Source organism: Allostreptomyces psammosilenae (assembly GCF_013407765.1).
GTDB classification, from domain to species: Bacteria; Actinomycetota; Actinomycetes; order Streptomycetales; family Streptomycetaceae; genus Allostreptomyces; species Allostreptomyces psammosilenae.
This window is the reverse complement of sequence record NZ_JACBZD010000001.1, coordinates 1,231,714-1,246,464: the sequence shown is the minus strand read 5'-3', so window position 1 is coordinate 1,246,464 and position 14,751 is coordinate 1,231,714. Positions and strand designations below refer to the sequence as shown.

The 14,751-nt window shown below is 74.9% G+C and carries 4 protein-coding genes; all 4 read right to left on the bottom strand.

The features are described from left to right. Window positions 1–13 precede the first annotated feature (13 nt). Window positions 14–1,570: an FAD-dependent monooxygenase gene (locus FHU37_RS04820; protein WP_179812984.1), complete on the bottom strand. Its 1,557-nt coding sequence runs from the start codon at window positions 1,568–1,570 to the stop codon at window positions 14–16. Window positions 1,571–1,674: 104 nt separating this feature from the next. Further along, window positions 1,675–2,874 carry a cytochrome P450 gene (locus FHU37_RS04815; RefSeq protein ID WP_179812983.1) on the bottom strand — a complete coding sequence of 400 codons (1,200 nt, stop codon included), beginning with the start codon at window positions 2,872–2,874 and terminating at the stop codon, window positions 1,675–1,677. A gap of 151 nt (window positions 2,875–3,025) precedes the next feature. Then, complete coding sequence (locus FHU37_RS04810) at window positions 3,026–8,194, bottom strand: type I polyketide synthase (protein WP_179812982.1); 5,169 nt, start codon at window positions 8,192–8,194, stop codon at window positions 3,026–3,028. Beyond that, complete coding sequence (locus FHU37_RS04805) at window positions 8,181–14,750, bottom strand: type I polyketide synthase (RefSeq protein WP_246450250.1); 6,570 nt, start codon at window positions 14,748–14,750, stop codon at window positions 8,181–8,183. Before FHU37_RS04805 ends, FHU37_RS04810 begins: the two co-directional genes overlap by 14 nt. Window position 14,751: the final 1 nt, after the last annotated feature.

The following is a 14,751-nucleotide window of genomic DNA, read 5'->3' as shown; positions in this document are numbered from 1 at the left end:
TCCCGTTCCAGGCTCAGGCGATCTGCTCCAGGGCCTGGGTGACGCAGCGGTCGGCGAGCGCGGTGACGGTGAGGGCCGGCGGCATGGCGCCGGTGGAGCCGGGGATCAGCGCGCTGTCGACGACGAACAGGTTGCGGTAGCCGTGCAGCGCGCCGGCGGCACCGGTGGCCTTGCCGAGCACCGCCCCGCCGAGGGAGTGCGAGGTGAGGGCGGGGGTGATCACGTCGATGCCGAGGCCGAAGTTGGCCCAGTTCAGCCGCTGCGCGGTGCGCTTGACGGCGGAGCCGACCCGGGTGATCCGGGCGTCGTTCTTCGGCCAGTACAGCTCGACCTTGTCGGTGCTGGCGCGGTAGGTGAAGTGGCCGAGGGCGGGTGCCACCGACATCGCCAGCATGGTGCTGGAGAGGGCGCCGAGGGTGGGGATGCCGAGCGGCGGGAAGCTGAGCAGCGTCACCGGGGCGTCGGGGTTGTCCCAGTGCCGGGCGAGCATGTGGGAGGGGCCGCCCTGGTCGGGGTCGTTGAACAGCAGGCCGACGCGGGCGACGATGTGGTCGCCGCCGGTGCCCCAGTTGCGGCCCACCTCGTCGTTGAGCAGGGGCAGGCTGCCGCGGGCCTTGGCCCGGACCAGCAGGCGGGTGGTGCCGAGCGAGCCGGCGGCCAGGAACACCTGGCGGGCGACGAACTGCGGGCGGGAGAGCACCTTGCCGTGCTCGTCGATCTCCTCGCACTCGACCAGGTAGCGGTCCTCGAACGGGCGGATGTCGACGACCTGGTGCAGCGGTCGCACGCTGGTGCGGCCGGTGGCCTCGGCGGCGGCGAGGATGGTGCGGTCGACGCTGCGCTTGGCGCCGCTGTTGATGCCCCACATGGCGTGCCCGTGGACGGCGGAGCGCACGGCGCGGCCGGCGATCTCGTTGCGGACGACGTCCCAGTCGATGGCCATGTCGGCGCGCTGGGTGGGCAGGTCCGCCCGACCGGCGCGGCGGGCGAACTGCCGCGCGTTGCCGTAGAAGTCGGAGTTCAGCACGTCGTCGGGGATCGGGGAGACGCCGATGAGCCGGCGTGCCCGCGGGTACCAGGTCTCGGCCATCTCGGCGTAGTCGAGGGTGTCCCCGAAGCTGGCCCGGAACAGTTCCTCGGAGGGGGCCATCATGGCGGCGTAGTTGACCAGGGAGCCGCCGCCGACGCCGGCGCCGGCCAGGCCGATCACGCCGTCGCCGGGGAACGCCTCCAGGACCCCGGTGAAGGGGTAGAAGGTCTCCTCGGTGAACGGCGAGGTGGTCGACAGCCAGGTCGTGCGGGCGTCGGGCTTGGTGGGCGTGGCGAAGGTGTTCCCGTCGGGGGTGATCGGCCAGCGGCGGCCGCGTTCCAGGACGACGGAGTTGATGCCTGCCTCGGCGAGCCGGAGGGCGGCGACGGAGCCGGCGTAGCCGCTGCCGATGATGGCGACGTCCACGGGTTCGGAGGCCGCCGCGGTGCGACTGAGCAGGCCTCCGGAGAGGACCGCGGCCCCCGCCGCCACGGTGCCGTAGCGCAGGAGCTGCCGTCGACTGTAGACGTTGCCGTTCACGCGTTCCCCTATTTCCTGCGGTGGTGTCGTTGGGTGTGGTGTGCGGGACGCGGGCCGGCCGGACGGTTGTCGCGCTGTCCGGCCGGCCCCTGGCTGACTGCGTGTCAGCGGTTCACGATAATGCCCATGCGGGCGATTCCGTAGGAGCCCTGCGTGGTGCGCAGGCGCGGCGGGTCGTTCGGGTCGATGGAGAGCTTGTCGAGGATCGGGTAGAAGGAGCGGAAGGCGGTCTCCGCCAGCAGCCGGGAGAGCGCGGCGCCCGGGCAGAAGTGCGGGCCGGCGCCGAACCCGAGGTGCTCGCCCAGGCCCTTGCGGTCGATGTCGAAGACGTCGGGGTTGTCGAACTTGCGCGGGTCGCGGTTGGCCGATCCGAGGACGACGTGCAGCAGCGCGCCCTTGGGGATCTGCACGCCGTGCAGTTCGATGTCCTCGTTGGTGCGGCGCAGCAGCCACTGGGTGGGGCTGTAGATCCGCAGGTACTCCTCGATGAAGTCCTTGGTGCGCTCGGGCTCGGCGGTCAGCCGCTTGGCCAGGGCGTCGTCGGTGAGCAGCATGTGGATGCCGCCGCCGAGCAGGTTCATGGTGGTCTCGTGGCCGGCGGCGACGAAGGACCAGGCCATGGTGACCATCTCGTCGCGGGTCATGTCGCCGGCCTCGTTCTGGGCGACGAGCTCGCCGAGGATGTCCTCCTGGTTGGGCTTGCCGCGGCGCGCCTGGGCGAGTTCGCCCATGTAGTTGCCGAACTCGACGATGTCCTCGTAGAAGCCGGGCGCCTCGTCCGGGTCCATGCCGGCGGCCACGGCGAAGGAGGCCATGACGGCGGCGGACCAGCGCCGCAGGTCGGCCTTGCGGTCGAGCGGGATGCCGAGCATGCCGCCGACCACGCGCAGCGGCAGCGCGGTGGTGAACGCCTCGACGAACTCGACCTTGTCCTGGGCGAGGATCTCCTGGATGAGGTCGTCGATGATGCCCTGGACCCAGTCGCCGAGGGTGCGCACCAGGCGGGCGTTGAACGACTTGTTGGCCATGTGCCGCAGCCGGGTGTGCTCGGGGGCGTCCCGGTTCACCAGCATGGGCAGGTTGAGGTAGCCCTGGGTCTGGATCTGCGAGGAGAAGCGCTTCTTGTCCTTGAGCGCCAGGGCGACCTCGTCGTAGCGGCTGAGCACGTAGAAGTCCTGGCCGTCCCAGGTGCCCTCGGGCACGTAGTAGACCGGGGCCTCCTCGCGCAGCCGGACGTAGGTGGGCCACGGGTTGGTCTTGTACTCGACGTCCGCCAGGTCGATGACGATGGTCGGGGAGGTCATTGGGGTCCTTTCCAGCAAAAGCGGGTTGCGTCGGCGGGCGGCGGGGGCCGTGTGGGGGCGCCTCCAGCCGGTCGCCGGATGTCTCGCGTGGGACGCCGCGGGCCGGGGTCGCCGCCGGGCCGCGCGGTGGGCGCGGCCCGGCGGCGGTCGGTCAGGCGGAGCGGGAGCCGGGGCCGTCCATGAAGCCGCACTCGATGAAGTAGTCGAGGTAGGTGCGGATCAGTTGGGCGTCCAGCGGCGGGCATTCGACGCCCGTTCCCTCCAGCGCGGCGCGGGTGACGGCGTCCTCCGACCTCGGCAGGCGCACGTCGTCGACGGCGTCGTTGAGGAAGGGGGCGAGGCCGAACAGCGCCATGGTGCCGACGTCCCGGCTGGTGACCCGGTCCTTCCACTCGGCGAAGGGCAGCCGCTCCATCGGGAAGCCGTAGTCCTCGATGTGGCCGAAGAAGTCGCCCCAGGTCATCCGGTGGTTGTCGTTGACCAGGTGGAACGTTCCGCCATTGGCCTCGGGCTTGCCGGCCAGGGTGACGATGGCCTTGGAGACGTAGTCGATCGGCGCGGGCTGCAGCGCCATGTTGACGTCCGTGGGGGCGATGCCGGCCTCCGCGCAGCCCTTGATGATCAGGCTGAGGTGGTCCAGCCGGTTGAAGGCCCCGGTGACGCTGTGGCCGGCCGTGTTGACCCGGTGGATGGTGACCGGCAGGCCCTGGGCGTGGGCGTTGCGGACCATCTTCTCCGCGACCCACTTGGACTGGGCGTAGCCGACGACCAGCGGGCCGCTGGTCATCATGTCGTCGGTCTCGGTGACCGTCTCCGCGGTGAACTCCTTGGAGGAGAAGACGCCGACCGTGGAGATGAAGTGCACCGGGCGGGGTGCCCCGACGGTGGCGAGTCGCAGCGCCTCCCGGGTGCCCTGGACGTTCGGCGCCTCCAGGGCCCGGTAGGGGTAGGTCCACTTCACGATGGCGCCGCAGTGGAAGATGCTGCCGATCCGGGCGTGCAGGTCGGTGAAGTCCTGCTCGCCGATGCCCATCCGGGGCTCGGCGAGGTCGCCGAGGACCGGCACGATCCGGGAGGCGTTCTCGCCGACGTCGAGGTTGTACTTCTCCAGGTTGCCGAGCAACCGCCGGCGGGCGTGCGCCTCGTCCTCGGCGCGCACCAGGCAGTGGACGTCGCCGCCGGTGCGCTCCAGCAGGTCGGCGAGGAGGAAGGCGCCGACGAAGCCGGTCGATCCGGTGAGCAGCACCGACTCGGGGGCGGTGCCCTCGGGTTCGGGTTCTCCCTTGACGGTGAAGGAGGCGTCCAGTTCGGCCCGTTCCGCCATCTGCTCCACGGTCATCACCCGGGAGCGGCGGCCGCGGGCCGGCCGGGCGGCGGCGGGCGCGGCCGGGGCGGTGGCGGCCGGGGCGGTGGCGGGGGTGCCGGGCTGGGGCTCGGCGGCCGGGGTCGGTGCCGGGGCGGGCGCCGTCTCCGTCTCCGTCTGCGTCGCCGGGGCGTCCGCGGCCGGGGCGGCGGGGGCCGGCTCCTCCTGCTCCTCGGGCTGCGGGGCGAGTTCGCGGAGCTCGTCGAGGATCCAGGAGGCGAGGCCGGGCAGCCGCCCGTCGTCGAAGATGACCTCCATCGGCAGGGCGATGTCGAAGTCCTTGTCCACGGCGGACTTCAGCTCGGCGAGCATCAGCGAGTCGGCGGCGACGGTGACCGGCACGTCGAGGTCGATGTCCTCCGGCGCGGAGCCGAGGACGGCGGCCAGCAGCCGCACCAGGTGGTCCTGGATCCGCCGGGTGGCCTCGGTCTCGTCGGCGGCGAGCAGCTGCGCGACGTCGGGCCCGGAGCCGGTGGCGCGCTGGGCCGCGCCGCCGGAGGTGCCGGCGGAGATCATCCGGTCCAGCATCGCCGGGGTGACGGCGCGGAAGGACACGCCGCGCATCCGCGCGACCAGTGCGCCGTCCTCGGTGGTGAGCAGCAGGTCGCCGGTGAGCGAGCCGTCGGTGGCCTCGCGGGTGACCGCGGTGCACCAGACGGGGCCGGCGACCACGGAGTCGTGCACCACCATCGACTCGTAGCCGGTGCCGAGGTGCACGGGCCGCTCGTCCCAGCTCTCCGGCTGGGCGAAGCCGGCCAGGGCCACCATCTGCACGCAGGCGTCCAGCAGCAGCAGGTCGGGGCGGATGCCCGCGCGGATGCCGGCGCAGGCCGGGTCCGGCGGCACCAGCAGGCCGACGGCCACGCCGGGCCCGCGCTCCGCGCGCTCGACGAGCTGGAAGCTCGGGCCGAGGGCGAAGGAGGGGTGCCAGGCGCGGCGGTAGAACTCCTCGTGGTCGACGCTGTCCGTGCAGCGCTCCCGGGCGTCGGCGAAGGCCGTGCCGGCGCCCTCGGTGGGCTCGGCGGCGCCGTCGCCGGCGACGATGACGGCGCTCAGGTGCGGGTGCCATCCGGTCTGCGGGTCCTTGCTGTGCACCGAGACCCGGGTCTTGCCGGAGACGGCCGGTTCGATGACGACCTGCACGGTGCGGGTGTCGTCGTCGGAGAGCACCAGGGGCCGGGAGAGCGTCAGGTCCTCGATGCCCACGGGGCCGTCGAAGACCTGCTCGGCGGAGCGCAGCACCAGTTCCAGGTACACCACGCCGGGGACCACGATGCGCCCGTGCACCCGGTGTTCGGCCAGGAAGGGCAGCAGGCGGAGGGAGAGCTCGGTCTCGCCGATGACCTCGCCGGTGGCGGTCTCCAGCAGCCGGGGCCGCAGCGCCTGGCCGTCGCCGACGCCGGGGCGGGCCGCGGTGGCCGCGGGCCGCTCGGGGGTCGGCAGCCAGTAGGTGCGCCGCTGGAAGGGGTAGCTGGGGAGCTTGGCGGCGCGGGCCGGGCGGGGGTTGACCCGGGTCCAGTCCACGTCGGCGCCCTCGGCCCAGACCCGGGCCAGGGACTCCAGCAGCCGCTGCCGGGCCTGCTCGGGGCCGTCGGAGGTGGCCGAGGCCAGGGTGACCGGGGTGTCCGCGCCGGCGGCCGCGGCGGCCTGCCCGGCCAGGGCGAGGAGTTCGCCGGTGCCGAGCTCGACCAGGGTGCGGGTGCCGCGCTCCACCAGGGCGCGCAGGGCGTCGGCCGGGCGGGCGGGGTACTGGGCGTGCCGCAGCCAGTAGTCGGCGGTGGCGATCTCGTCGCCGACCGGGGCGCCGGTGGTGTCGGAGACGAAGACGACCTCCGGCACCCGGAGCGTGACGCCCTCGAAGGACTCCTCGGTGAGGTCGAGGGCGGTGACCAGGCGGGCGCCGTCCTCCACGGGGAACACCCCGGCCAGGGCGGCGGCGGCGTAGGCGCCGGCGCCGTGGCCGGTCGTCAGGTCGGGTTCGACGCCGACGGAGCGCCACCAGGAGCCCAGGGCGACGGCGAGGGCGTACAGCGCGGGCCGGCCCACCTCCTCGGTGGCGAGCGCCCGCGCCGCCTCGTCCCCGGGCTCCACCAGGGCCTTCAGCGGCAGTTCGGTGACCGGGCCGAGCACCGGGGCGAGGGCGTCCACCGCCTCGGTGATCGCCGGCACCTGGCCGTACAGGCCGTGCAGCGCCCCGGCGATGGCCGGGCTCGGCTCGGGCACGACGAAGCCGAGCCGCGGCGCGGAGCCGGCCGGCCGGCGTCCGCGCGCCACCCCGGCGGTGTCCTCGCCGGCGGCGACCGCGCGCAGGCCGGTGGCGAGTTCCTTCAGGGAGCCGGCGACGACCGCGGCGCGGTCGTTCAGCTCGGCCCGGCCGACGCCGGCGGCCCAGGCCACCTCGGCCAGGTCCAGGTCGGTGCCCTCTTCGACGAAGGTCGCCAGCGCGGCGGCGGAGGACCGCAGGGCCTCCGCGCCGGTGGCGGCCACCTTCACCAGCACCGGCCCGGCGAGCTCGGGCCGCTCGGCCGGCTCGGCGGGGGCGGGCGGGGACTCGATGACCATGTGGGCGTTGGTGCCGCCGAAGCCGAAGGCGGAGATGCCGGCGACGCGGCGGGCGTCGTTCCACTCGGTGAGCTCGGTGGGCACCGTCACCGGGAGCTCGTCCCACGCCACGTGGGGGTTGGGCTCCTCCAGGTTCAGGTGCGGCGGGATCTGGCCGCGCTGGACGACCAGCACGGCCTTGATGAAGCCGGCGACGCCGGCGGCGGCCTCCAGGTGCCCGATGTTGGTCTTCACCGAGCCCAGCGCCACCGGGTTGTCCTCCGAGCGGCCCTCGCCGAGCACCCGGCCGAGCGCCCGCACCTCGATGGGGTCGCCGAGGGAGGTGCCGGTGCCGTGCGCCTCGACGTAGCCGACCTCGCTGGGGGCCACGCCGCCCACGGACAGCGCCCGCCGGACGACGGCCTGCTGGGCGGCGGAGCGCGGGACGGTGAGGCCGGAGGACTTGCCGTCCTGGTTGACGGCGGAGCCGCGGATGACGGCGAGGATCTCGTCGCCGGCCTCCACGGCGGTCGACAGCCGCTTGAGCACGACCACGCCGCAGCCCTCGCCGCGCACGTAGCCGTCGGCGGAGGCGTCGAAGGTCTTGCACTGGCCCTCGGGCGAGAGCATCCGCCCGCTGGCCAGCGCCAGGGTGGTGTCCGGGGCGAGCAGCAGGCTCACGCCGCCGGCCAGGGCGAGGTCGCACTCGCCGGCGCGCAGGGCCTGGCAGGCCAGGTGCAGCGCCACCAGGGAGGAGGAGCAGGCCGTGTCGACGACCATGCTGGGGCCCTCCAGGCCCAGCACGTAGGACAGCCGGTTGGCGCCGAAGTTGGCGGCGTTTCCGGTGGCCGAGTAGGCGTCGATCATGGTGTGGTCGCCCGCGGACAGGCCGAGGCGCTCGTAGTCGCTGCCGCCCATGCCCATGAAGACGCCGGTGGCGCTGCCGCGGAGCGAGTCGGGGGCCACCCCGGCGTGCTCCAGGGCCTCCCAGGCGACCTCCAGCACCATCCGGTGCTGCGGGTCGATGCTCACCGCCTCGCGGGGCGGGATGCCGAACAGGCCCGGGTCGAACTCCCGGATGCCGTCGACGAAGCCGCCGTGCCGGGTGTAGGTGCGGCCGGCCGCCTCCGGGTCCGGGTCGTAGAACTCGTCGACGTCCCACCGGTCGGCGGGGACCTCGACGATCCCGGAGCGCCCCTCGGTGAGCAGGTCCCAGAACTGCTCCACGCCGCGGACGCCGCCCGGGAGGCGGCAGCCGATCCCGACCACGGCCAGCGGCTCGTGGCGGGCCTGCTTGGCCAGCGCCAGCTCGGCCCGGGTGGCCTTCAGTTCGGCGAGGGCGCGCCTCAACACATCCTGCCGGCCCGGTGCGGTCGCCTGCGCGGCCCCCCCGGTCCGCTCGTTACTCGTTGTCATAGCGATCCTCCCGCTCCAGCTCTGATTCGAGGAGCTTCAGCAGTTCCTCCTCGGACAGCTGCTCCAGTTCCGCCGACAGCTCTTCGACCCGCACCGCTCCGTCCGTCCCGGCACCGTCGCCGGTCGCGCGCTGGGCGGTCGGTTCCTGGGGGTCGTTCGCCAGCTGCAGCACCTCGTCCAGCAGGTACTCGGCGAGCGCGGCGATCGTGGGGTGTTCGAACGCCACCGTGCCGGGGAGCTTGGCCCCCACGACCCCCTCCAGCCGGTTCTTCAACTCCACGCTCATGATCGAGTCCATGCCGGCCTCGAAGAACCCGAGCTCGCGGTCCAGCTCCGACCCGGCGTCCCGGCCGAGCACGGCGGCGACCTGCGTCTGCAGGGCGTTCTCCATCAGCCGGGAGCGGGCGGAGACCGTGGAGGCGCTCCGCAGCCGGCCCAGCAGCACCTCGTCGCCGGTCAGCACCGCGGTGCCGCCGCCGGGGGCGGCACCGAGCAGTTCCAGGAAGGGCCGGCGCCGCTTGGCCTCCATGACGGGGCGGAACTTCACCCAGTCCACCGGGGCGACGGTCAGCTGCGTCGTCTCCGGCGAGCCGAGCACCCGCTCCAGCGCGCCGAACCCGAGGTCGTTCTCCAGGACGAACAGACCCATCTGCTCGAAGTACTCCTCGTGGTGGCCGGCCATCTCGCTGTCGGCCCACCAGCCCCAGTTCATCGCCAGGCCGGGCAGCCCGCGGTTGGCCCGGTCGTGCGCCATGAGGTCCTGGAAGTAGTTGGCCGCGACGTAGTGGCTGGCCAGCGCGGAGCCCCAGATGGAGGCCGCCGAGGAGTACATGACGAAGAAGTCGAGGTCGGCGGAGGAGGCCAGCGCGTCGAGCACCAGCGTTCCCTCGACCTTGGGGCGCAGGATGCCGCGGAACTCGTCCCAGCCCATGTCGACGATGGACTGCGGCGCGAACAGACCGGCCGCGTGGACCACGCCGCGGATCGCCGGCCACGGCGTGTCGCCGGCCTGGAACACCTTGGCCATCTCCACCGGGTCGGCGACGTCGGCGGCCGGCGTGTAGACGGTCACCCCGGCCGCGCGCAGCTCGCGGACGGCCTCCACCAGGGGCCGGTCGCGCTCGTCGAACGCGGCGTCGGCCACCGGGTCGGGCTCGTCGGGGATGTCCGGCACGGGCCGCCGGCCGAGCAGCACCAGGTGCCGGGCGCCGCGCTCGGCGAGCCAGCGGGCCTGGCGCAGGCCGAGGATGCCGCGGCCGCCGGCGATCAGGTAGGAGCCGTCGGGGCGGATCGTCTGCTCGGCGACGGACGGGGCCAGGTGCTCGACCCGCTTGAGGCGGGCGACCTTCCGCTCGCCGGCGCGGTAGGCGATCTGGTCCTCGCCGTCGGCGCCGAGCACCTCGGCGACGATGGTGTCGGCGTCCTCGCCGGCGTCCGCGCCGCGGGGGTCGAGGTCGATCAGGCCGCCCCAGATCTCCGGGTGCTCCAGGCCGACGGCGCGGGCTAGGCCCCAGGCGGGGCTGTGCGCCGGCGCCAGCGGGGCGTCGTCACCGGCGGCGGCGCCGCCCCGGGTGATCACCCACAGCTGCGGGGCGCGCCGGCCGACCTTGTTCGCCAGGGCGCGCGGCACGGCGAGCAGCGGGGCGCAGGAGACGGCGAGCGCGCGGTCCAGTTCGGGGCCGACCTCGCGCAGTTCGGGGCCGGCGTCCAGGGTGCCGAAGTGGATCAGGCCGCGCAGGGTGCCGGCCTCGGCGACGGCGCCGGCCACCAGTTCGCCGAGCCGGTCGGGGTCGGCGGCCTCGGCCTCGGCCGGGTCCAGGGCGACGACGCGGGTCTTGGCGCCGGCGGCTTCCAGCCGGGTCGCCACCTGCTCGGCGAGGCCGGCGCGGTCGGCGAGCAGCAGCCAGGTGCCGCTGGTCTTCCGCTTGCCGGGTGCCGGCGGCTGCGGCTTCTCGGTGGCCTGCCACTCGATGTCGTAGGAGTTGGCCAGCACCTCCTCGTCGAGGGCGGTGGCGGCCGGCGTGCCACGGGTGAGGGTGGGCTTGCCGGGCAGCCAGTACCGCTGGCGCTGCCACTGGTAGCCGGGCAGTTCGGCGGCCTGCGGGCCCTCGCCCTGCAGGCGCCGCAGGTCCAGCTCGTGCCCGACCACGTGCAGGCCGGCGGCGGCGTCCAGCATGGTCTGCCGCGCGGGGCGGCCCATCCGCATGGAGGACAGCGAGGTCAGCGCGGTGCCGTGGCCCTGCAGGGACTGCGCCACGGGGGTGGACAGCACGGTGTGCGGGCCGACCTCGACGACCACGTTGTGGCCGTCCCCGGCGGCGGCGCGCAGGGCGTCGCGGAACCGCACCGGGCTGACCATGTTCTCGCCCCAGTAGGCGGCGTCGAACGCCCGCGGCGGCGCGAGTTCGGCGGTGACCGTGGAGTACACCGGGTGCCGCTGCTCGCCCGGGGTCAGGTGGCCGAGGGCGGCGACCAGTTCGTCGCGGACCGGCAGCATCAGCGGGCTGTGGAAGGCGTACTCGCCCTGGAGGGGCATCCAGAACACCTCGCGGGCCCGGATCTCCTCCTCCAGTTCGGCGGCGGCCTCCCGCTCGCCGGCGACCACGGTGCTGGCCGGGCTGTTGACGGCGGCGACGGTGAGCCGGCCGTCGAAGCGGTCGAGCAGCGCCCGGACCTCCTCCTCCGGCAGGCCGACCACGGCCATCACGCCGGCGCCCCTGGTGGCGCCCATCACCTGGGCGCGGCGCACCACGATCTCGGTGGCCTGTTCCAGGTCGTAGGCGCCGGCGGCGTAGGCCGCGGACACCTCGCCGACGCTGTGTCCGACGATGGCGTCGGGGGTGACGCCCCAGGAGCGCCACAGCTCGGTGAGCGCGGCCTCGGCGGCGAAGATGCCGGGCTGGGCGTAGACGGTGTCGTCGAGCCGGGAGGTGGCGCGCTCGGCCAGCAGCTCGTCCCGCAGTGACCAGCCGGCCAGTTCGCGCACCACCGCGTCGCAGCGGTCGAGGACGCGGGCGGTGGTCGGGTCGGCGAGCAGGGAGCGGCCCATCGCGGGCCACTGGGCGCCCTGTCCGCTGTAGACGAAGATCAGCCGGCGGCGCTCGCCGCGGGCGACCCGGCCGGTGCGGACTTGGTCGGCCTGCCCGCGCGCGGCGGCGGCCAGCCGGTCGGCGGCCTCGGTCGCGGAGGTGGCGACGACGGCCATCCGGGAGGGGTGGTGGTCGCGGCGGAGCGCGGCGGTGCGGGTGATCTCGGCCCAGTCCGCGGTGGCGTCGCCCTGGTCGGCCCGGCGCAGGAAGGTCTGGTAGACCTCGGCGGTGGCGGCCAGTCCCTCGGGGGTGCGCGAGGACAGCAGCAGCAGGCGCGGTCGCGGCTCGGTGGGGGCCGCGGCGTTCTCGCCGACCTCGCCGGTGGAGGGGCCCTCGGCGCGGGCGATCTCGTCGGCGAGGGTGAGGGCCCGGGGGGCCTCCTCCAGGACGACGTGCGCGTTGGTGCCGCTGAAGCCGAAGGAGCTCAGGCCGGCGACGCGGGGCGCGCCGGGGACCGAGGAGGTCCACTTGGTCAGCTCGCGCGGCACCGAGACCGGGATCTCGTCCCAGTTCAGGTGCGGGTTCGGGTTCTCCAGGTGCAGGTGCGGGGGGATCTCGCCGTGGTGCAGCGCGAGCGCCACCTTGATCATGCCGGCCACGCCCGCGGCCGCCTCCAGGTGGCCGATGTTGGTCTTCGCGGAGCCGACCAGCACCGGTTCGGCGGAGGCCGCGGCGCCGGCGCGCAGCGCGTCGGCGAGCGCGCCGAGCTCCATCGGGTCGCCCAGCGGGGTGCCGGTGCCGTGCGCCTCCACGTAGCTGACGGCGGCCGCCTCCACCCCGGCGTCGAGCAGGGCGTCGCGGATGACGGCCTGCTGGGCCTGGCCGTTGGGCACGGTCAGCCCGGCGCTGCGCCCGTCCTGGTTGACGGCGGTGCCGCGCAGCACGGCCCAGATCCGGTCGCCGGCGGCGACGGCGTCGGAGAGCCGCTTGAGCACGACGACGCCGGCGCCCTCGCCGCGTCCGTAGCCGTCGGCGGAGGCGTCGAAGGTCTTGCAGCGGCCGTCGGGGGAGAGCGCGCGCAGCTTGGAGAGGCTGACCGTGGTGTCCGGCGACAGCATGAGGTTCACGCCGCCGACGATCGCCATGTCGGACTCGCCGGAGCGCAGGCTGCGGGCGGCGAGGTGGGCGGCGACCAGGGAGGAGGAGCAGGCGGTGTCGACGGCCAGGCTCGGCCCCTGGGCGCCGAGGTAGTAGGAGAGCCGGCCCGCGGCGACGCTGAAGGTGTTGCCGGTGGCGAGGTAGGCGTCGATGTCGGAGCCCTCGGCGGAGACCAGCTGCATATAGTCGGTGGTGTTGATGCCGACGTACACGGCGGTGCGGGAGCCGTCGATCTGCTCGCTGGTCACGCCGGCGTCGTCCAGGGCCTCCTTGGCGACCTCCAGCAGCAGGCGCTGCTGCGGGTCCATGGAGCGGGCCTCGCGGGCGGAGATGCCGAAGGCCTCGGCGTCGAAGCCGTCGACGGGGACGTCCAGGAAGCCGCCGCGCTTGGTGTATGCCTTGCGGGGGGCGTCCGGGTCGGCGTCGTAGAACAGGTCGCCGTCCCAGCGGTCGGCGGGCACCTCGCTGGTGCCGTCCAGGCCCTCGCGCAGCAGGTGCCAGTAGCCGGCGAGGTCGTTGGCGCCGCCGGGGAAGCGGCAGCCCATGCCGACGATGGCGATGGGCTCGGCGGCGGCTCCGTCGAGGCGGCGGGCGGTGGCCGCGTGGGAGTCGGCGTGTCCGTCGGCGAGGTAGCCGGCGAGCTTGCCGATGGTCGGGTTGTCGAAGACGGCCGTGGTGGGGATCTCCCGGCCGATCTCCGCCTCCAGCCGGGAGCGCAGCTCGACGACCATGGCGGAGGTGAGGCCGAGTTCGAACAGGCCGGTGTCGACGTCGAGGTCGTCGGGGCCGTCCAGGCCCATCATGGCGGCGAGGTCGGCGCGCAGGTAGCGGACGAGTTCCTCGCGGCTGCGCCGGGCGGCCGTGCCGGATCCGCCGGCCGGGGCCGGGGTGGCCGGGGCGGGGATCCGGACCGGCGCGGGCGCCGGGGCGGCCGTCGGGGTGGCCGCCGCCGGGGCGGAGCCGGTGCCGGTCGAGGGCTGCTGTTCGGCGGGCAGCCAGAAGGTCTCCCGCTGGAAGGGGTAGGTGGGGAGCTTGATCCGGCGGGCCGGGCGCGGGTGCACGGCGCGCCAGTCGACGTCGACGCCCTCGGCCCACACCCGGCCGAGGGCCTGCAGCAGCTGGTGGTGCGCCCGGGTGGTGCCGGCGGCGCCGAGCGAGGCGACACCGACCGGGGAGCGGCGGCCGGCCGCCTCGGCGACGGTGGCGGCGAACGTCAGCAGGCCGCCGCGGCCGAGTTCGATCAGCACGCGGGTGCCGCGCCCCAGCGCGGTGCCGAGCGCCTGGTCGAACCGGACGGCCTGGCGGGTGTGGGCGGTCCAGTACTCGGGGGTGGTCACCTCGTCGCCGGCGAGGGCGCCGGAGGAGTCGGAGACGAAGGGGGTGTGCGGCGTGCGCAGGGTGGCGGCCCGGAAGGCCTCGGCCAGCGGCTCGAGGACCGGGTCCACCTGCGCGCTGTGGAAGGCGTAGGCGATGGGCAGCCGCACGGCGCGCACGCTGCGCTCGGCCACCGTCTCCAGGACGGCGTCGACCGCCTCGGCGGGGCCGGCGACGACCGTGTCGCGCGGGCTGTTGCGGACGGCGACGACCACCTCGCCGGAGGCCAGTTGGTCGATGCCGGCCAGGTCCTCGGCGGGGCACATCACGGCGGCCATGGTGCTGCCCGGGGGCAGTTCGGCCATCAGCCGGCCGCGGGCGGCGATCAGCCGGGCGCCGTCCTCGACGGAGAACACCCCGGCGAGCGCGGCGGCCGCGTAGGCGCCGACGCTGTGGCCGAGCACCACCTCGGGCTCGACGCCGACCGACCGCCACCAGGCGCCGAGGGCGACGGCGAGGGCGTAGAGGGCGGGCTGGGCCACCGCGGTGTCGGCCGCCGCCTCCTCCGCCTCTCGCCCGGAGCTGACCAGCGCCTTCAGCGGCAGCTCGGTGACCGGGCCGAGCACCGGGGCGAGGGCGTCCACCGCCTCGGTGATCGCCGGCACCCGGCCGTACAGGCCGTCCAGCGCGCCGGCTATCCGGGTGCCGTGCCCGGGGGCGACGAAGCCCACCTTGGGGGCGGCGCCGACCGGTCGGCGCCCGCGCAGCACGCCGGGCGCGGGGTCGCCGAGGGCGACGGCGCGCAGTCCGGCGGCCAGTTCCTCGGACGTGCCGGCCACGACCGCGGCGCGCTCGGGCAGTTCGGCGCGGCCGACGCCGGCCGCCCAGGCGACCGCCGCCGGGCTCGGGGCGCCATCGCCGGCCACGAAGTCGGCCAGCCGGCCGGCGGCGGCCCGCAGCGCCTCGGGCCCCGAGGTGGCGACCTTGACCAGCACCGGTGCCGGCGCGGTCACCGGCTGCTCCCTGTCCGCTCCTGTCGACTGCTGGGGGGACATC